Below are 19,064 nucleotides of genomic sequence, written 5' to 3'. Positions count from 1 at the left end.
CGGCCTCGCGCGACACTGCGCAGCGCGACGTGGCGCTTGCAGCGCCTGCGGCAGCAATGCGTCAGCGCGTGGGCGGCGCGTCGTGACGAAGCAAGCCGTATGCCGCGCGAGCGGGCGTGCGGCACGCGGCTTCAGGCCAGGTGGCCCGGCGCGTAAAAGAGCCGGTTCATGAGCTTGCGCACCGCGGGCGCGAGTTCGCCCGCCGTGAGGCCGGCGGGGCCGTCGCCTTGCGCGCAGAGCGTGTCGGCGGCGAGGCCATGCAGATAGACGCCCGCGAGCGCCGCCTCGTAGGGCGGCAGGCGCTGTGCCAGCAGTGCGCCGATCATGCCGCCGAGCACGTCGCCGGTGCCGCCCGTAGCAAGCGCCGCATTGCCCGTGGGATTGACGGCGACGCGGCCATCGGGTGCGGCGATCACGGTGCCGCTGCCTTTGAGCACGGCAACGGCCGCGTAGCGGGCGGCGAGGGCGCGCGCCGTGGCCACGCGGTCGCGCTGCACCGCGGCGGTGTCGCAGCCGAGCAGCCGCGCCGCTTCGAGCGGATGCGGCGTGAGCACGCAAGGCGCGCCGCGCGCGGCGGCCGACTGCGCGACGTGGGCCGCGAGCGCGTCGTCGCGCGCGACGAGGTTGAGCGCGTCGGCATCGAGGAGCACGGGGGCCTGAAGGCGCAGGATCGCGTCCACGAGCTGGCGTGCGGACGCGCTGGCGCCCATACCGCACCCCGCCGCCACGGCGTCCATCGTATCGAGCGCGAGCCGGGGCGCCGAGTGCAGCATCAATTCGGGGTGCGGGGCGTCGTAGGGCGGGGCGTCGCTGCCTAGAAAGCCCACGTGAACCTTGCCGGCGCCCGCGAGGAGCGCCGCGCGCGCGGCGAGAATCGGCGCCCCGCACATGCCCGTGTCGCCGCCCACGACCGCGAGCGTGCCGAACGTGCCCTTGTGCGTGGCGAAGTCGCGTGCGGGCAACGCGGCGCCGAAGAGCGAAGGTGCGTTCAGGCGCATGACGCCCGGCGTGCCTTCGGTGTCGACGCCGATCGGCGCGACGGTGACCGCGCCTGCGTAGTCGCGACCCGCGCCCGTATACAGGCCGGGCTTGGCGGCAATGAAGGTCACGGTATGAGTCGCGCGCACGGCTGGGCCGTTGCTCACCACGTTGCCGGTATCGCTGTCGAGGCCGCTCGGCACGTCGAGCGCGAGCACGTGGCCGTGACTGCGCGCACGCGACGAGAGCTTGTCGGCGAGTTCGGCGAACACGCCTTCGAGCCCGCGCGCGAGACCGATGCCGAACATCCCGTCGACGAGCCAGCCGTAAGCGTCGAACGATGCGGGCACGGACGAGGCGATCGGTACGCCCGCCGCGCGCGCCTCCGCGAGCGCCCAGCGGGCGTCGTCGGGCTTGACTTCGACCGGCATGCAGACTTCCACGGCGACCCCCTCGCGATGTAGCACGGTCGCGGCGACGAGGGCGTCGCCACCGTTGTTGCCGGGCCCCGCCGCGAACCACACCGGCTTGTCGCTCGCGGAAGAGGGCGCGTGCGCGCGCTGCTCGCTCAGGAAGTGCGCCGCGGCGGCGCCTGCGCGCGCCATGAGCGTGTGGGGCGGCAGAGCCGATTGCGCGGCGGCTTCGGGCTCGCGCAACTGGTCGACTGTAAGGAGCGGGACCGCACGATCGTGCGGGTTGACGAGCACCGGTTGTCCGGTGCTGCTGAGGTGGGGAGCGTGCGTCATGGCGATGCGGTCCTGGAAAGCAACACCGCAACGATACCCGAGCAAGCCCTCAGGCGGCACGCGCGATTAAGCGCCGCCGCCGCGCGCGCCGCTTAATCGCGGCCCGGCCAGAGCGCCTGGATGGTGTCGGCCGGCAGATCAGGCGCCGTGTTGGAGACCTGCTGGGCGATGAGGCGCGCGGAGCCGAGCGAGAGCGCCCAGCCGGCCGGCCCGTGACCCGCGTTCACGAAAAGGCGCGGATGGCCCACGCTGCCGACCGCCGGCAGGCCGTCGGCGGAAAGCAGCTTCATACCTTCCCACGCGAGCGCGGCCGAAATGCGCGCGGCGCCCGGCGCCCAGTCGCGCGACGCTTCGCCGAGCAGCGCGAGGGCGTCTTCGGTCAGCGCTTCGGGCAGTGCCTCTTCGACTTCCTGCGCGCGCAGCAGCACGGCGGCGCCCGATATGCGCAGCCGGTGATTCATGCGCGCGATGGCGATGCGCTTGCCTGCATCGACGATGGTGATCTGCGGCACGCATTCCTCATGCGCCACTGGCGAATTGAGCGTGTGCATGCGTAGCGGATAGAACGGCATCTTGATGCCGAGCGGCGCGAGGAGCCGCGGCGTTTGCGCGCCCGCTGCGACCACGACGGCGTCGCCCGAGATCACCTCGACGTCGCGCGCGCGGCCCGCTTCGTGCGCGGGCGGCGCGAGTTCCACCGCCGCGCGCCGGTCTTCGAGGCGAATCGCGCTGACCTCGCGGCTCGTTTCGAACTGCACGCCGCCCTGGGCGTCGAGCACCTGCTTGAGCAGCTTCACGAAGAGCGGGCAGTTGGCGACGCGGCCGGTCTCGAAATGCACGCCGCCCGCGAACGGCGGATCGGCGGGAATCGCATGGTCGAAAGCCACGCATTCCGCGGGCGAAAGCGCGTGGTGCGGCGTCTCGAAGCGGCGCAGCAGTTCGAGGGCCGGCTGCGTGAGCGACCATTCGTCGGCGCCGCGCACGAGGTAGAGCAGGCCGTCGCGCTGCTCGTAGTCGAGCTGGAAGCGCGCGTCGATGTCGGCGAGCGCCGCTTGCGCCGACTCGATGAGCGGTCGCAGGAGCGCATAGCGCCCGGCGAACGCTTCGGAGCCGTGCAGCGTGGCGAGACGCTTGACGAAGCCATGCGCCTGGCCGCGCCAGCCCGTCCGGCTGATCACGCCGCCCGACGATTGACGACCGTGACGCAGGAAGGTGGGGCCGAACCAGACGTCGAGCGGCGTGGGCAGCGCAACGCCGCTATGGCCGTAGGTCGCGCCTTGCGCAACGGTGGCGTGGCGCTCGATCACGCAGACGCGGTGCCCGGCCGCGCGTAGCTGCCACGCGGTAGCGATGCCGGCGATTCCGCCGCCGATGACGATGACATCCATGACGATACGATCTGCAGGCAGGCGACGCGCCTCGGCGAGGGCGTCCTGCGAAGGTGGGGCGTGCAGCGCGCCGGAGCCATGCCCGGGTGCGCCGATCAGACGAAACGCGCAATCATAGCAGCGAAAGCGCCCGTATCGCCATGCGCGAGGCCGGCCGCCGCGCATGTCTCGCGCGGCCGATGGGGCGGTCAGGACAGGCCTTCCGGGTTATAATCGCGGTCTCCCTTCGCCTGACCGTCGCCATCCCCGCGCGACGCATCGCCACCTTGCGACGTGTTTCGCGCGAGGCGAAGCCGCGACGCCACTCTGACGCAACCTCGACGCAACGCCCCAGTCCATGGCCCACTTCTCGTGTTTCCCCGGCGCTTCGGCCCTTTCCGACTTCCGTCAGACCCGCCTGCTCGAAACGCTTCAGCGTATCGACGCCAATATCGTCGGCGTGCACGGCCAGTTTCTGCATTTCGTCAATTCCACCGCGCCGCTCTGCGCTAAAGACAGCGCGAAAATCGAGGCGCTGATGCACTACGGCGCGCCGTTCGCGGCTCCGCAGGAGCGCGGCAGCGCGCTCGCGTTCCTCGTCGTGCCGCGCTTTGGCACCGTGTCGCCGTGGGCGAGCAAGGCCACGGACATCGCGCACCATTGCGGCCTCGAGCAGGTGCGCCGCATCGAACGCGGCGTCGAGTACACCGTGGTGCTCAAGTCGGGCCTGCTCGGCGGCAAGAAGACGCTTTCGGAGGAGGCGCACTCCGCGGTGGCCGCGGCGCTGCACGACCGCATGACCGAAAGCGTGGCCGCTTCGCGCGATACGGCGCTGCATCTGTTCGACGAACTGCCGGCGCGTCCGATGCAGACCGTGGACGTGCTGGGCAAAGGCCGCGCGGCGCTCGAAACCGCCAACGGCGAACTGGGCCTCGCGCTCGCCGACGACGAAATCGATTACCTCGTCGAGAACTTCAACAAGCTCGAGCGCAACCCGACCGACGTCGAACTGATGATGTTCGCGCAGGCCAACAGCGAGCACTGCCGCCACAAGATCTTCAACGCAAGCTGGACGATCGACGGTCAGGACCAGGATATGTCGCTCTTCGCGATGATCCGCAACACCGAAAAGATCAGCCCGCAAGGCACGATCGTCGCGTACTCGGACAACTCGTCGATCATGGAAGGCGCAATCGCTGAGCGCTGGTTCCCGCGCAAGCGCAACGCCGACGGCGCGCCTGATGAGCAGTACGGCCGCCACACCGAACTCACGCACACGCTGATGAAGGTGGAGACGCATAACCACCCCACGGCGATCTCGCCGTTCGCCGGCGCGGCGACGGGCTCGGGCGGCGAAATCCGCGACGAAGGCGCGACGGGCCGCGGCGCGCGTCCGAAGGCCGGCCTCACGGGCTTCACGGTCTCGAACCTCGACCTGCCCGACGCCCGCGAAGCCTGGGAAGACGCACGCGACGCAGCCGTGCCGCTCATGCTGCGCAATCCCGCGGATACGCAGGGCGCGCAAGGTGCATACGGCCGCCCCGACCGCATCGCTTCGCCGCTGCAGATCATGATCGACGGCCCGCTCGGCGGCGCCGCGTTCAACAACGAATTCGGCCGCCCGAATCTCGGCGGCTATTTCCGCGTCTACGAGCAGAACGTCGCGGGCACCGTGCGCGGCTATCACAAGCCGATCATGATCGCGGGCGGCATCGGCAATATCAGCGCGCAGCACACCCATAAGCACGACCTCCCGGCCGGCACGCTGCTGATCCAGATCGGCGGTCCCGGCATGCGCATCGGCATGGGCGGCGGCGCGGCCAGTTCGATGGCGACCGGCACCAACACCGCCGAACTCGACTTCGATTCGGTTCAGCGCGGCAACCCGGAAATCGAGCGCCGCGCGCAGGAAGTCATCAACTCGTGCTGGCAACTGGGCGAGCGCAATCCGATCCTGAGCATTCACGACGTGGGCGCGGGCGGCCTTTCGAACGCGTTCCCGGAACTCGTCGACGGTGCGGACAAGGGCGCACGCTTCGAACTGCGCAAGGTGCAGCTCGAAGAGTCGGGCCTCTCGCCGCGCGAAATCTGGTCGAACGAATCGCAGGAACGCTACGTTCTCGCCATCGCGCCCGCCGATCTGGCGGAATTCAAGGCGATCTGCGAACGCGAGCGCTGCCCGTTCGCCGTCGTGGGCGTTGCGACCGAAGAACGCGACCTGAAGCTCGTCGACACCGACGAGCAGGCGCTCGCGGCCAACGGCGGCCATCAGCCCGTCGACATGCCGATGGACATCCTGCTCGGCAAGCCGCCGCGCATGCATCGCAACGTCGAGCATGCGAGCGTGCCGCTCGCGCCTGTCGAAGTCACGGGCATCTCGCTCGACGAAGTCGCGAAGAGCGTGCTGCGCCACCCGAGCGTGGGCAGCAAGTCGTTCCTCATCACCATCGGCGACCGGTCGGTGGGCGGCACGACGGTGCGCGACCAGATGGTCGGCCCGTGGCAGGTGCCGGTGGCCGACTGCGCGATCACCGCGCTCGACTACGCCGGCTACAAGGGCGAAGCGATGACGATGGCCGAGCGCACGCCGCTCGCCGTCATCGACGCACCGGCATCGGGCCGCATGGCTGTGGGCGAGGCGATCACCAACATCGCGAGCGCGCCCATTCTGTCGCTCGACAAGCTCAAGCTCTCCGCAAACTGGATGGCCGCGTGCGGCGCACCGGGCGAAGACGCCGCGCTGTACGACACCGTGAAGGCGATCGGCATGGAACTGTGCCCGGCGCTCGGCATCGGCATTCCGGTGGGCAAGGATTCGCTCTCCATGCGCACGAAGTGGAACGAGGAAGGCGTGGCGAAAGAAGTGGTCGCGCCGGTTTCGCTCATTATTTCGGCGTTCGCGCCGGTGGAAGACGTGCGCCGTCATCTCACGCCGCAACTGCGACGCGTGGATGAAGTGGGCGAGTCGGTGCTGATCGCGATCGATCTGGGCCGCGGCAAGAACCGCATGGGCGGCAGCATCTTCGCGCAGGTCACGCAGCAGGTGGGCGACACCGTGCCCGACGTGGACAACGCCGAAGACCTCAAGCAGTTCTTCACAGCCATCCAGCAATTGAACGCGAACGAGCAACTGCTCGCGTATCACGACCGTTCGGACGGCGGCCTGTGGGCGACGGTCTGCGAAATGGCCTTCGCGGGCCGCACGGGCGTGTCGCTGAACGTGGACATGCTCGCGCTCGACAGCGAGCACGAATCCGATTACGGCGACGCCAAGGACTGGGCGAAGCAAACGAGCGGCCGCCGCGAAGACCGCACGTTGCGCGCGCTCTTCTCCGAAGAACTCGGCGCCGTGATCCAGGTGCCGGCGCCGCAGCGCGACGCAGTGATGGCGGTGCTGCGCACGCACGGCCTGTCGGTCTGCTCGCACGTGATCGGCACGCTGAATCCGCGCGATTCGATCGAGATCTATCGCGACGCGAAGCGCATCTTTGAGGCGCCGCGTTCCGGGTTGCAGCGCGTGTGGAGCGAAGTGAGCTGGCGCATCGCGCGTCTGCGCGACAATCCCGCGTGCGCCGATTCCGAATACGACGCGCTCCTCGACGCCGCCGATCCGGGCATGCAGCCCCATCTCACGTTCGATCCGGCCGAGGACATCGCCGCGCCGTTCATCAGCCGTGGCGCGCGCCCGCGCGTGGCGGTCCTGCGCGAGCAGGGCGTGAACTCGCACCTCGAAACCGCGTACGCGTTCGACCGCGCCGGCTTCGACGCGCACGACGTCCACATGAGCGACCTGCTCGAAGGCCGCGCCACGCTCGCCGACTTCGCGGGCGCGGTGGCCTGCGGCGGCTTCTCGTACGGCGACGTGCTGGGCGCGGGCGAAGGCTGGGCCAAGACGATCCGCTTCAACGCGAAGCTCGCGGACATGTTCGCGGCGTTCTTCGCGCGTCAGGACACGTTTGCGCTCGGCATCTGCAACGGTTGCCAGATGATGTCGAGCCTCGCCTCGATGATCCCCGGCGCCGATGCGTGGCCGAAGTTCACGCGCAACAAGTCGGAGCAGTTCGAAGCGCGCTTCTCGCTCGTGGAAGTGCAGGGCTCGCCGTCCATCTTCTTTAGCGGCATGGAAGGCTCGCGCATTCCGGTCGCGGTCGCGCACGGCGAAGGTTTCGCGGACTTCTCGCAGCAGGGCGACATTTCGAAGGTGGCCGTGGCGATGCGCTACGTCGACCATCGCGGCGAGGCGACCGAAGCTTATCCGTTCAACCCCAATGGCTCGCCGCAAGGCATTACCTCGGTCACGACGCCCGACGGCCGCTTCACGGTGCTGATGCCGCACACCGAGCGCGTGCAGCGCACGGTCACGATGAGCTGGCATCCCGAAACCTGGGGCGAAGCGAGCCCGTGGATGCGTGCGTTCCAGAACGCGCGCAAGTGGGTGGGCTAACGCGGGCAACGAACCCGCACGCGGACGATCGACGCCGGGGCGACTTGCCTCGGCGGAAACCCCGGCCATGCCTCAATTACGAGTGCAGGCCGGGGTTTTTTGTCTTTTGGGCACTCACGGACGCGGTCTTGCGGCGAATACCGCCCCTAATCGCCGCATCTTTTGCGGCGATTAGCTTGTGCATGCGACGAATACGTCTCATAATCACCGCATGAATAGCGGCGAATACATCTACATCTGGCAGGCTGCCGACTGGCCCCGGTGGCGCTTCGATCTGACGGCGCTTGCCGAACCCATGGCCGAAGTCAGCCGCGCCCAAGGCTTGCTGGTCGGGCGGCTGGCCGATGTCGGCATGGCGCTGCGCGATCAGGCGAGCCTCGCGGCCCTCACGGAGGACGTGCTCAAGACGAGCGAGATAGAAGGCGAGCAGCTCAATGTCGCCTCGGTGCGCTCGTCCATCGCGCGCCGCATGGGCGTGGACATCGGGGCGCTTGCGCCGGTGGACCGCCACGTGGAAGGCGTGGTGGAGATGGTGCTCGACGCGACCACCAACAGCCGCGCGCCGGTTACGCGCGAGCGCCTGTTCGGCTGGCACGCGGCGCTGTTTCCCACCGGTTACGCGGGGCTTTCGCGAATCAACGTGGGCGGCTGGCGCGACGACGCGAGCGGGCCCATGCAGGTGATCTCGGGGCCGATTGGCCGTCAACGCGTGCATTTCGAGGCACCCCCCGCGAGCCGGCTGGAAGGCGAGACGCACCGCTTTCTCGACTGGCTCAACGGCCCGGCGCAAGAACCGCCGCTGATCAAGGCCGCCCTCGGCCACCTATGGTTCGTCACGCTGCACCCGTTCGACGACGGCAATGGCCGCGTGGCCCGCGCCATCGGCGACTTGCTGCTCGCGCGCGCAGACGGCAGCGCGCAGCGCTTTTACAGCCTTTCCGCGCAGATTCAGCGCGAGCGCAAAAGCTATTACGACATTCTGGAGCGCACGCAGCGCGGTTCGATGGATGTCACGCGCTGGCTCGCCTGGTTCTTCGACACGCTGCATCGCGCGGTCGATCAGGCGCAGATCACGCTCGATGCCGTGCTCGGCAAGGCGCGCTTCTGGCGCGACTGGGCCACGACGCCGTTCAATGAACGGCAAGTGAAGCTGCTCAACCGTTTGCTCGATGGATTCGACGGCAAGCTCACGAGCGGCAAGTGGGCGGCCATCGCCAAATGTTCGTCCGATACGGCGTTACGCGACATCAACGATCTGGTGGTTCGCGGCGTGCTGCGTAAAGCGCAGGGCGGCGGCCGCAGCACGAGCTACGAGCTGAACGCATAGGCGCAAACAAAAACCCCGCGCCTGTGCAGTTCACAGGTCGCGGGGTCTTTTCTTCATTTACTACGAGCGATGCCGCCTTACTGAATCTTCGCCTGCTTGCGCAGATTCTCTTCGAACGCCTGCAGCTTTTCCTGCTGGATCTGCTGGACGATCTGCGTGCGCACCTGCTCGAGCGGCGGCGGCGTGACCGCGCGGATGTCGTCCACGCGGATGATGTGCCAGCCGAACTGCGTGTGCACCGGCGTATCGGTCATCTGGCCTTTTTGCAGATGCGTGGCGGCAGTCGCGAATTCCGGCACATAAGCCTTGGGATCGGACCAGTCGAGGTCGCCGCCGTTCTTGGCCGAACCCGGGTCCTTCGAGTACTGCTTCGCGAGATCTTCGAAGCTGGCGCCGGCCTTGATCTTCGCGATCAGGTCCTTGGCCTGCTGCTCGTTGTCCACGAGGATGTGGTGCAGATGGTATTCGCTGCCGCCCGCGTCCTTGGTCAACTGGTCGTAGCGCGCCTTGACTTCGGCGTCGCTCGGCTGGTTGTTCTTCACGAAGTTTTCGATCAGCGCGCGCAGAACGACGGTCTGCTGCGCCACGGCGATCTGCGCCTTCACGTCCGGCTTGTTCGGAATGCCTTCGCGAATGGCTTCCTGCATGAGGATTTCGCGGTTCACGAGTTCTTCGCGTACCGCCATTTGCAGTTGCGGCGAATCCTGCTGGCCTTGTTGGACAAGCTGCTGAACCAGCGCATCGGCGCGCGCTTTGGGAATCGGCGTGCCGTTCACGACGGCGATGTTCTGCGCAAAGGCGGGAGCCGCCGCGCACGCAGCCAGCAACACCCAGAGATGGGTCTTCTTCAAGGTCATCGGAAAGTCCTAACGGGGCGAACCAAAATGGCGAACAAAATGATCAGGCAGATCGAAATTCAACGTGGGGCTTACCGGGGCAGCGCCGCGGCTTCTTCGGGCGTGAGCGCCGTGATCGCGAGTGCGTGAATGCCGCGCTGCATGGCCTCGGCCAGCGCATCATACACCATGCGATGCCTTGCCACGCGGGCTTTCCCCGCGAATGCGGGCGCAACGATCGTGACATGATAGTGACCGCCCGCGGCGGCGCCGGCGTGTCCGGCGTGCTGCGCGCTGTCGTCGCGCACGTCGATGGAAACGGGCGCAAGCGCCGCCGTGAGGCGCGTTTCGATGAGCGTCATGCGCTCGGCAGGGCTCGCGTTGAGAAAGACGTCGTTCATTCTTCTTCCTTCATGTAACGCGAAAGCCACAGGCTCTGCCCGACGATGAACACCACGAGAATGCCGGTCGCGCCGAAGAGCTTGAAGTCGACCCACGCGTCGGTGGAGAAGTGGAACGCGACGAAGAGATTGAGAATGCCGAGCAGCGCGAAGAAGATCGACCACACGAAGTTCAGTTGCGTCCAGATGCGCGCCGGAAGGGTGATCTGTTTGCCCATCATCGCTTCGATCAGGTTCTTGCCGAATGCCACTTGCGAAATGAGCAGCACGATGGAAAACGCCCAGTAGAGCACAGTGGGCTTCCACTTGATGAAGGTTTCGTCGTGCAGCATCAGCGTGGCGCCGCCGAACACGACGACGATGCCGAGCGAAAGCCACAGCATCGGGTCGACCTTGCGGTGACGGAACGCCACCCATGCGATCTGCACGAGCGTGGCGCCAATCGCCACGGCCGTTGCCGTGAAGATGCCCCACAGCTTGAAGGCGACAAAAAAGAGGATGATCGGAAACAGATCAAACAGGAATTTCATTATCGGCCTGAGAGGTTGCACAATGAGCCCCCGCAAAAGAGGGCACGACGCTTTCAAGGCCTGGATTCACCCAGCGGCGCCCCGCGCGGGGCGCGGGGTTGCCTTGGCAGCGTTCACTTGGGCTCGAATTGTAGCGCAGCCGAATTGATGCAATACCGAAGGCCCGTCGGGGCCGGACCATCTTCGAACACGTGGCCGAGATGCGCGCCGCAGTTCTTGCAGCGCACTTCGATGCGAAGCATGCCGTGCGTGCGGTCGGTTTTCTCCTCGATCACCTCGCCGTTGATCGGGCGGAAGTAGCTCGGCCAGCCGCAGCCCGCGTCGAATTTCGTGTCGGATTCGAAGAGCGGCGTGCCGCAGCACACGCAGTCGTACACGCCGCGGTCGAAGTGGTCCCAGTACTTGCCCGTGAACGCGCGCTCGGTCGCGGCGTGGCGCGTGACCTGGTACTGCGTGTCGTCGAGCTGTTCGCGCCATTGCTCGTCGGCCTTGTGGCCGGGGTAAGCGGTGGAGTTGTGGTCGTCCTGGCTCATGTCGGGTTCCTGGCGGGTGGGAAACAAGGGTGGAAAACAAGGATCACGTAGATGGGGGCGCGCTCACGAAGAGCAACTGACTTCGAGCGAACTCGCCCAGTCGGGCGGCAGCCCCGCGTACGACGCGTGTTCGGGCTGCTCGTCGAATGGCCGCTCCAGCACCTTCGCGAGCCGCTCGACCTCGCTGAAGTCCTTTTGCTCGGCGCGCTCGATCGCCGTTTGCGCGAGGTGGTTGCGCAGCACGAATTTCGGATTCACGCGATTCATCGCCTCGGCGCGCGCGGCGTCGTCGCGTGTTTCGTGCGCAAGGCGCGTGCGGTAGTCGGCGGCCCACGCGTCGAAGGCGGCGCGATCGAGAAAGAGATCTCGCACCGAAGCGTCGCCGCTCGCGTCATGCTTCGACACGCGCGCGAGATGGCGATACGTGAGCGTGAAATCGGCGCGGTTGGCATGCATGATTTCGAAGAGCTTGTTCGCGAGCGCGTCGTCGCCTTCGCGCTCGTGCTCGAGGCCCAGTTTCGCGCGCATGCGCGCTTCGAGCGCGGGCGCGAAGTGCCCCTTGAAGCGCTCTAGCACGCCTTGCGCGTCGGCCACCACGCGCTCGCCGCGCTTCTTTTCGTCTACGATGTCGTAGTGCGCGCCAAAAAGCGGCACGAGCGCCTGAGCGAGGCAAAAAAGATTCCAGTACGCGATCTGCGGCTGCATGCGGTACGCGTAGCGGCCCTGCGAATCCGAATGATTGCAGATATGGTTGGCGTCGAAGCCGTCCATGAAGCCGAACGGCCCGTAGTCGATCGTGAGACCCAGGATCGACATGTTGTCGGTATTCATCACGCCGTGGCAAAAGCCCACGGCCTGCCACTCGACCATCAGCGCCGCCGTGCTGCGCACCGCTTCGTCGAGCAGGGCGAGATAGGGATCGTCGGCTTCGCGCAGGTGCGGATAGAAGCGCGCGATCACGTGGTCGGCGAGCGCGCGCAGTGCGTCCACGTCGTCGTGCGAATAGAAGTGCTCGAAGTGGCCGAATCGCACGAAGCTCGGCGACACGCGCGTGACCACGGCAGCCGTTTCCGTCTCCTCGCGCCGCACGGGCTGATCGGCGCCGACGACCGTAAGCGCGCGCGTGGTCGGAATGCCCAGGTGGTGCATGGCTTCCGAGCACAGGAATTCGCGGACCGACGAGCGCAGGACCGCGCGGCCGTCGCCCATGCGCGAATAGGGCGTGCGGCCCGCGCCCTTGAGCTGGACCTCGTGGCGTTTGCCGTCGTGCTCGACCTCGCCGAGCGAGAGCGCGCGGCCGTCGCCGAGCTGGCCCGCCCAGACGCCGAACTGATGGCCCGAGTAGACCGTTGCGTACGACATGGCGGAAGGCGAGCGCTCGCGCGTGAAGTTGCCGCTGAAGAATTCGGCGAATGCGGGATCGGCAACGGCGGATGCATCGAGCCCGAGTTGCGCGGCCATGCCCTTCGAAAAGCCGACAACATAAGGCGCGGGCAGCGGCGCGCCGGGTAGCCGCGTGTAAAAGCGCGCGCCGAGCGCGGCGAAGGCATTCTCGCGCGGTGCGATCAACGCGCGCTCGAAGTCGGCGAGCGGGCCAGTGGCGGGCGAGCGGGTAGCGGACGAACCGCCGTGGGATTCGGGAGTGCCTGGTGAAAACGACATATTGAGGGCCTGTTGAATACTCGATATTGTAATTGCGCACCCGCCGGCGTGCTGGAGCACGTTCAAAGCCAGCCGGCGCAACGCCAGATACGCGAAAGCTGGACGCGAAACACTACGGCACAACGCCGATCAACGCGAGGAGAACGCTACCGATGAGTGCGCCGCTGCTGGGTCAGATGATGGATGTGCCGCTCACGCTCTCTTCGTTGATCGCGCATGCGGCGCGCCATCATGGCAGCGCGCAGATCGTCTCGCGCCGCATCGAGGGCGATATTCATCGCTACACGTACCGCGAATGCGAGGCGCGCTCGAAGCAGCTCGCGCAGGCGTTGATCGCGCTCGGCGTGGCGCCGGGCGAGCGCGTCGGCACGCTGGCATGGAACGGCTATCGGCATCTCGAAGCGTATTTCGGCGTGACCGGTTTCGGCGCCGTGTGCCACACCATCAATCCGCGGCTCTTTCCCGAGCAGATCGCCTGGATCGTCAATCACGCCGACGACCGCTACGTGCTGTTCGACATCACGTTCGCGGCGCTCGTCGACACGCTCGCACCGCAATGCCCGAACGTGCGCGGCTGGATCGCGATGTGCGACGAGTCGCATCGCCCCCCCATGCGCACGGAAGTGCTCTGCTACGAAACGTTGCTCGCCGCGCAGGACGGCGACTACGCGTGGCCCGAACTCGACGAGCGCAGCGCCTCGAACCTTTGCTATACGTCCGGCACTACGGGCAACCCGAAGGGCGCCCTCTACACGCACCGCTCTTCGGTGCTGCACGCCTACGCCGCCGCGCTGCCCGATGCGATGAGCTTTTCCGCGCTCGACGCGATTTTGCCCGTCGTGCCGATGTTCCATGTGAATGCGTGGGGCATTCCGCATGCGGCGCCGCTCGCGGGCACGAAGCTCGTGCTGCCCGGCAAGGATCTGGACGGCAAGTCGCTCTACGAACTCATGGAGGCCGAAGGCGTGACCGCGTCGGCCGGCGTGCCGACTGTCTGGCTCGGCTTGCTCGCGTACATGCGCGGCGCGGGCGTGCGCTTTTCCACGCTCAATCGCACGGTAATAGGCGGCTCGGCGTGCCCGCCGGCGATGTTGCGCACCTTCGAGGACGACTACGGCGTGCAGGTGATTCACGCGTGGGGCATGACGGAAATGTCGCCGCTCGGCACGCTTTCGAGGCTCAACTGGGAGCAGTCGAAGCGGCCCCGCGAGGCCCGGCACGCGCTGCTCGAAAAGCAGGGGCGCGTGATATTCGGCGTGGACATGAAGATCGTCGGCGAGGACGGACGGGAACTGCCTTGGGATGGTGTGACGTTCGGCGACCTGCACGTGCGCGGGCCGTGGGTGATCGACCGTTATTTCCGGCAGGACAGCGGCACGCCGCTCGTGGAAGGCTGGTTCCCCACCGGCGACGTCGCCACGATCGACCCCGACGGCTTCCTGCACATCACCGACCGCAGCAAGGACGTGATCAAGTCGGGCGGCGAATGGATCAGCTCGATCGACCTGGAAAACATCGCGGTGGCGCATCCGGCCATCGCGGAGGCGGCGTGCATTGCCTGCGCGCATCCGCGCTGGACCGAGCGGCCGCTCATCGTCGCGGTGAAGAAGCCCGGCGCCGAGGTCACGCGCGAAGAACTGCTTGCGTACTTCGAAGGCAAGGTCGCGAAATGGTGGCTGCCCGACGACGCCGTGTTCGTCGACGAATTACCGCACACGGCCACGGGCAAGCTGCAAAAGCTCAAGCTGCGCGAGCAATTCCGCGCGTACGTGCTGCCGACCGCGCTCGCGGTTCAGGGCTGTCCGTTCGATCCGGCGCAAGACGCTGCGAAGCAGGACTAAATCCCACGTCTCACCCCAAACGCATCACGCCTAAGCTTCTCCGGCGCAGCCCTGTGGCTGCGTTTTTTCTTCTGATCTTTGCGGGCCGATGCGCTCGCCTCAAGCGTTCAGTACAAACCCTGGCGTCCGCAGTGCAGCAAAAAATTGAACGGACGTTCTTTTTTCGGTATTCTGCCTGCTGACCGGGAATGTCGGACAATGAAGCCGACGACGCACATCGCGGCCCGCAAGCATGGAGGCAGGCAAATGGTAGTGGACTACACGACTCGCGACGGCGTCGCCGTCATCACGCTCAATAACCCGCCCGTGAACGGCCTCGGGCATTCGACCCGCGCAGGCATTGTCGAGGGCCTCGCACGCGCCGCGAGCGATCCGGCTGTTTCGGCCATCGTGATCACGGGCGCCGGCAAGGCGTTCTCGGGCGGCGCGGACATCACCGAATTCAACACGCCCAAGGCGATGCAGGAGCCCACGCTCCACACCGTCATCAAGGAAGTCGAGAAGAGCGCGAAGCCGGTCGTGGCCGCGATCCACAGTGTGGCCATGGGCGGCGGTCTCGAACTCGCGCTCGGCGCGCATTACCGCATCGCCGCGCCCGGCGCGCAGATCGCGCTGCCGGAAGTGAAGCTCGGCATTCTGCCGGGCGCGGGCGGCACGCAACGCCTGCCGCGCGCAATCGGCCTCGAAGCCGCGCTCAACATGATCGTCACGGGCGCGCCGGTAATGAGCGAAAAGCTCGCGAATTCGGGGCTGTTCGACGCCATGGCGCAAGGCGACCTGCTCGAAGAAGCGGTCGCGTTCGCGCGCAAGGCCGCCGACAAGCCAGGCCCGCATCCGCTCGTGCGCAACCGCAAGATCGAGCATCCCAACGCCGAAGGTTTCCTGCAGTTCTCACGCAACACCGTTGGCGCGATGGCGAAGAACTATCCCGCGCCGGTGAAGTGCGTCGACGCTATCGCGGCAGGCGTGAAGCAGGGCTTCGACAAGGGACTCGCGTTCGAGCGCGAATGCTTCCTCGAACTCGTGCAGACGCCGGAAAGCCGCGCGCTGCGCCACGCGTTCTTCGGCGAGCGGGCTGCCAGCAAGATTCTCGATGTGCCGTCGAGCACGCCCGCGCGCAATATCCAGCAGGTCGCCGTGATCGGCGCGGGCACGATGGGCGGCGGCATCACGATGAACTTCCTCAACGCGGGCCTGCCCGTCACGCTGCTCGAAACGAAGCAGGAAGCGCTCGATCGCGGCCTCGCCACGATCCGCAAGAACTACGAAGCGCAGGTCAAGAAGGGCAAGCTCACGCAGGAGAAGGTGGAAGCGCGCATGGCGCTCATCAGCCCGACGCTCTCCTACGACGATCTCAAGCAGGCCGATCTCATCATCGAAGCGGTGTTCGAAGAACTCGGCGTGAAAGAGCAGGTGTTCAAGCGGCTCGACGAAGTCGCGAAGGCTGGCGCGATCCTCGCCTCGAACACCTCGACGCTCGACGTCGACAAGATCGCGGCGTTCACGAAGCGTCCGCAAGACGTGGTGGGCCTGCACTTCTTTAGTCCTGCCAACGTCATGAAGCTGCTCGAAGTCGTGCGCGGCAAGGAAACGGCGAAGGACGTGCTGGCCACCGTCATGCAGGTCGCGAAGAAGATCCGCAAGACGGCCGTGGTGTCGGGCGTGTGCGACGGCTTCATCGGCAACCGCATGATCGAGCAGTACGTGCGCCAGGCGCTCTACATGCTTGAAGAAGGCGCGCTGCCCGCGCAGGTGGACCGCGCGATCGAGAAGTTCGGCTTCGCGATGGGCCCGTTCCGCATGAGCGATCTGGCGGGCAACGATATCGGCTGGGCCATTCGCAAGCGTCGCTATCAGGAACATCCGGACATGAAGTACTCGAAGATCGCCGACCGCCTGTGCGAGACCGGCCGCTTCGGGCAGAAGACCGGCGCGGGCTGGTACGACTACAAGGCGGGCGAGCGCAACGCGCTGCCTTCGAAGCTCGTGGACGACATGATCGTCGCGTATTCGAAGGAGGCCGGCGTCGAGCGCCGCAAGATCGGCGACGAAGAGATCGTCGAGCGTCTCGTGTTCTCGCTCGTGAACGAAGGCGCGAAGATTCTCGAAGAAGGCATCGCCTCGAAGGCGTCCGACATCGACATGGTCTATCTCACTGGCTACGGCTTCCCGCTGTGGCGCGGCGGCCCGATGCTGTACGCCGACACGCTCGGCCTCTACAACGTCGAGCGCGCCATTCGCCGCTATGCGCAGCAGCCCAACGGCGAGGCGTGGGAAGTCGCGCCTTCGATCGCGGAGCTGGCTGCCAAAGGCGGTACGTTCAACTAAGTTTTATCGAGAACGATCAGGCGGACGAACATCATGAGAAGCGCAGACGACGTGCTCCTGCTGATCGACCTGCAATACGACTTCATGCCGGGCGGCGCGCTTGCCGTCGCGCAGGGCGATGAAGTCGTGCCGGTCGCGAACCGGCTCGCGCAGGGCTTCGGCCACGTGGTGCTCACGCAGGACTGGCACCCGGCGCAGCACGTTTCGTTTGCGGCGAATCACGCGGGGCGCGCGCCGTTCGAGACGACGGCGCTGCCCTACGGCGAGCAGGTGTTATGGCCCGTGCATTGCGTGCAGGGCACCGAAGGCGCGGCGTTGCATCGCGACCTGAACGTGCCGCATGCGCGCGCGGTGATCCGCAAGGGCCATCACGCCGACGTGGACAGCTACTCCGCGTTTCTCGAAGCCGACCGCAAGACACCCACCGGCCTCGCGGGCTATCTGCGCGACGTGGGCGCGAAACGCGTGTACTGCTGCGGGCTCGCGACCGACTATTGCGTTGCGTGGTCCGCGCTCGATGCGCGCGCCGCGGGCTTCGAGACCGTGTTGATCGAAGACGCTTCGCGCGCCATCGACCTGAACGGCTCGCTCGCCGCAGCGTGGGAGCAACTGCTTGCCGCTGGCGTGAGGCGCGCGCAGTCGGCCGAGGTGCTGGCATTGTCCGCTTGAACGTTCAATCAGGAACATCCTCTGGATTCAATATTCGTAGTGGGAGACATCGCATGACTGACGCCGTAATCGTATCGACCGCCCGCACGGGCCTCGCCAAGTCCTGGAAGGGCGCCTTCAACATGACGCACGGCGCCACGCTCGGCGGGCACGTGACGCAAGCCGCCGTCGAGCGCGCGAAGATCGACCCCGCGCGCGTGGAAGACGTGATCATGGGCTGCGCGAACCCCGAAGGCGCAACGGGCGCGAACATCGCGCGCCAGATCGCACTGCGCGCGGGCCTGCCCGTGAGCGTGCCGGGCATGACGGTGAACCGTTTCTGTTCGTCTGGACTCCAGACGATCGCGCTTGCCGCGCAACGCGTGATCGCGGGCGAAGGCGATGTGTTCGTGGCGGGCGGCGTGGAATCGATCTCGTGCGTGCAGAACGAGATGAACCGTCACATGATGGCCGAAGGCTGGCTCAACCAGCACAAGCCCGAAATCTACTGGAGCATGCTGCAAACGGCCGAGAACGTCGCGAAGCGCTATGAAATCTCGAGGGACCGTCAGGACGAGTACGGCGTGCAGTCGCAGTTGCGCGCGGCGGCGGCGCAGGCCGCGGGCCTCTTCAACGACGAAATCGTGCCCATGACGGTGCTCGCTGGCGTTGCCGACAAGGCCACGGGCCAGCTCGTCACGAAGGAAGTGACGATTGCCGCCGACGAGGGCATTCGCGCCGACACCACGCTCGAAGGCGTGTCGAAGATTCGCACGGCGATGCCGGGCGGTGTAGTCACCGCCGGCAACGCGAGCCAGTTCTCGGACGGCGCGAGCGCCTGCGTCGTGATGAACGCGAAGGTCGCCGAACGCGAAGGTCTGCAGCCGCTCGGCATTTTCCGCGGCTTCGCCGTGGCGGGTTGCGAGCCGGACGAGATGGGCATCGGCCCCGTGTTCGCGGTGCCGAAGCTGCTCAGGCAGACGGGCCTGAAGGTCGAGGACATCGGCCTGTGGGAGCTGAATGAAGCGTTCGCGGTGCAGGTGCTGTATTGCCGCGACAAGCTCGGCATTCCCGCCGACCGCCTGAACGTGAACGGCGGCGCGATTGCTGTCGGTCACCCGTATGGCGTGTCGGGCGCTCGCCTCACGGGCCACGCGCTTATCGAAGGCAAGCGCCGCGGCGCGAAGTATGTCGTGGTGACGATGTGCATTGGCGGCGGCCAGGGCGCGGCCGGCCTGTTCGAAGTCGTTTGACGCAAGGCGCGGCGGATTCGCAAGGGTCCGCCGCGCTCCCGGCGAGACCACCGCTTTCCCGCGCTTTGGCGCTCGCCGGGCCGCTCTCGCGCTCGCGCCGCTGCGGGTATCATGACGGCTGTCGGCGCGCGCACGGTGCGGCGCCCGTTTCCATGCAGACTGAAAGAGGT

13 protein-coding genes are annotated in these 19,064 nt (G+C 66.7%); 6 read left to right on the top strand and 7 right to left on the bottom strand.

Features of this window, described 5'->3' with window-relative positions; translation table 11 throughout:
* Positions 1 to 131 precede the first annotated feature (131 nt).
* Both U5768_RS08955 and U5768_RS08950 read right to left on the bottom strand, forming a co-directional pair.
* A complete protein-coding gene (locus U5768_RS08955; protein WP_322030006.1) occupies positions 132 to 1,724 on the bottom strand; it encodes an NAD(P)H-hydrate dehydratase in 1,593 nt (530 codons plus the stop codon).
* 92 nt (positions 1,725 to 1,816) lie between these two features.
* Positions 1,817 to 3,112, bottom strand: coding sequence for an FAD-dependent oxidoreductase (locus U5768_RS08950; RefSeq protein ID WP_322030005.1), 1,296 nt, complete (start codon positions 3,110 to 3,112; stop codon positions 1,817 to 1,819).
* Between the two features lie 337 nt (positions 3,113 to 3,449).
* On the opposite strand from U5768_RS08950, the gene purL reads away from it, so the two are divergent.
* Positions 3,450 to 7,535 carry a phosphoribosylformylglycinamidine synthase gene (purL, locus tag U5768_RS08945; protein WP_322030004.1) on the top strand — a complete coding sequence of 1,362 codons (4,086 nt, stop codon included), beginning with the start codon at positions 3,450 to 3,452 and terminating at the stop codon, positions 7,533 to 7,535.
* A 211-nt stretch (positions 7,536 to 7,746) separates the two neighbouring features.
* Positions 7,747 to 8,862 carry a Fic family protein gene (locus U5768_RS08940; protein WP_322030003.1) on the top strand — a complete coding sequence of 372 codons (1,116 nt, stop codon included), beginning with the start codon at positions 7,747 to 7,749 and terminating at the stop codon, positions 8,860 to 8,862.
* A 77-nt stretch (positions 8,863 to 8,939) separates the two neighbouring features.
* Here the strand turns inward: U5768_RS08940 and U5768_RS08935 are convergent, their stop codons facing one another.
* The 5 genes from U5768_RS08935 to U5768_RS08915 form a co-directional block, all read right to left on the bottom strand.
* Positions 8,940 to 9,719, bottom strand: coding sequence for a peptidylprolyl isomerase (locus U5768_RS08935; RefSeq protein ID WP_322030002.1), 780 nt, complete (start codon positions 9,717 to 9,719; stop codon positions 8,940 to 8,942).
* Positions 9,720 to 9,790: 71 nt separating this feature from the next.
* Positions 9,791 to 10,099: a BolA family protein gene (locus U5768_RS08930; protein ID WP_322030001.1), complete on the bottom strand. Its 309-nt coding sequence runs from the start codon at positions 10,097 to 10,099 to the stop codon at positions 9,791 to 9,793.
* Positions 10,096 to 10,629 carry a septation protein A gene (locus U5768_RS08925; RefSeq protein ID WP_322030000.1) on the bottom strand — a complete coding sequence of 178 codons (534 nt, stop codon included), beginning with the start codon at positions 10,627 to 10,629 and terminating at the stop codon, positions 10,096 to 10,098. Before U5768_RS08925 ends, U5768_RS08930 begins: the two co-directional genes overlap by 4 nt.
* 113 nt (positions 10,630 to 10,742) lie before the next feature.
* On the bottom strand, positions 10,743 to 11,162 hold the full coding sequence (msrB, locus tag U5768_RS08920; protein ID WP_322029999.1) for a peptide-methionine (R)-S-oxide reductase MsrB: 420 nt from the start codon (positions 11,160 to 11,162) through the stop codon (positions 10,743 to 10,745).
* 63 nt (positions 11,163 to 11,225) lie between these two features.
* Positions 11,226 to 12,824 carry a protein adenylyltransferase SelO gene (locus U5768_RS08915; protein WP_322029998.1) on the bottom strand — a complete coding sequence of 533 codons (1,599 nt, stop codon included), beginning with the start codon at positions 12,822 to 12,824 and terminating at the stop codon, positions 11,226 to 11,228.
* Positions 12,825 to 12,976: 152 nt separating this feature from the next.
* On the opposite strand from U5768_RS08915, the gene U5768_RS08910 reads away from it, so the two are divergent.
* The 4 genes from U5768_RS08910 (at position 12,977) to U5768_RS08895 (ending at position 18,894) form a co-directional block, all read left to right on the top strand.
* Positions 12,977 to 14,665 (top strand): 3-(methylthio)propionyl-CoA ligase, encoded by a 1,689-nt coding sequence (locus tag U5768_RS08910; RefSeq protein WP_322029997.1) that lies wholly within the window; start codon positions 12,977 to 12,979, stop codon positions 14,663 to 14,665.
* A 246-nt stretch (positions 14,666 to 14,911) separates the two neighbouring features.
* The gene (locus U5768_RS08905) at positions 14,912 to 16,993 is read left to right on the top strand and encodes a 3-hydroxyacyl-CoA dehydrogenase NAD-binding domain-containing protein (RefSeq protein WP_322030074.1); all 2,082 of its coding nucleotides are present in this window, start codon (positions 14,912 to 14,914) and stop codon (positions 16,991 to 16,993) included.
* A 33-nt stretch (positions 16,994 to 17,026) separates the two neighbouring features.
* A complete protein-coding gene (gene pncA / locus U5768_RS08900; RefSeq protein ID WP_322029996.1) occupies positions 17,027 to 17,662 on the top strand; it encodes a bifunctional nicotinamidase/pyrazinamidase in 636 nt (211 codons plus the stop codon).
* 53 nt (positions 17,663 to 17,715) lie between these two features.
* Positions 17,716 to 18,894, top strand: coding sequence for an acetyl-CoA C-acyltransferase (locus U5768_RS08895; RefSeq protein ID WP_322029995.1), 1,179 nt, complete (start codon positions 17,716 to 17,718; stop codon positions 18,892 to 18,894).
* Positions 18,895 to 19,064 lie beyond the last annotated feature (170 nt).

This window comes from Paraburkholderia sp. J76, assembly GCF_905220295.1.
Classification (GTDB): domain Bacteria; phylum Pseudomonadota; class Gammaproteobacteria; order Burkholderiales; family Burkholderiaceae; genus Paraburkholderia.
The sequence above is the reverse complement of the archived record's forward strand: the minus strand, read 5'-3'. Positions and strand labels throughout refer to the sequence as shown.

Coding starts and splice junctions, on each gene's coding strand:
- U5768_RS08910 (WP_322029997.1), top strand. CDS start 12,977: ATGAGTGCGCCGCTGCTGGGTCAGATGATGGATGTGCCGCTCACGCTC.
- pncA (WP_322029996.1), top strand. CDS start 17,027: ATGAGAAGCGCAGACGACGTGCTCCTGCTGATCGACCTGCAATACGAC.
- purL (WP_322030004.1), top strand. CDS start 3,450: ATGGCCCACTTCTCGTGTTTCCCCGGCGCTTCGGCCCTTTCCGACTTC.
- U5768_RS08905 (WP_322030074.1), top strand. CDS start 14,912: ATGGTAGTGGACTACACGACTCGCGACGGCGTCGCCGTCATCACGCTC.
- U5768_RS08955 (WP_322030006.1), bottom strand. CDS start 1,724: ATGACGCACGCTCCCCACCTCAGCAGCACCGGACAACCGGTGCTCGTC.
- U5768_RS08925 (WP_322030000.1), bottom strand. CDS start 10,629: ATGAAATTCCTGTTTGATCTGTTTCCGATCATCCTCTTTTTTGTCGCC.
- U5768_RS08895 (WP_322029995.1), top strand. CDS start 17,716: ATGACTGACGCCGTAATCGTATCGACCGCCCGCACGGGCCTCGCCAAG.
- U5768_RS08950 (WP_322030005.1), bottom strand. CDS start 3,112: ATGGATGTCATCGTCATCGGCGGCGGAATCGCCGGCATCGCTACCGCG.
- U5768_RS08935 (WP_322030002.1), bottom strand. CDS start 9,719: ATGACCTTGAAGAAGACCCATCTCTGGGTGTTGCTGGCTGCGTGCGCG.
- U5768_RS08930 (WP_322030001.1), bottom strand. CDS start 10,099: ATGAACGACGTCTTTCTCAACGCGAGCCCTGCCGAGCGCATGACGCTC.
- msrB (WP_322029999.1), bottom strand. CDS start 11,162: ATGAGCCAGGACGACCACAACTCCACCGCTTACCCCGGCCACAAGGCC.
- U5768_RS08915 (WP_322029998.1), bottom strand. CDS start 12,824: ATGTCGTTTTCACCAGGCACTCCCGAATCCCACGGCGGTTCGTCCGCT.
- U5768_RS08940 (WP_322030003.1), top strand. CDS start 7,747: ATGAATAGCGGCGAATACATCTACATCTGGCAGGCTGCCGACTGGCCC.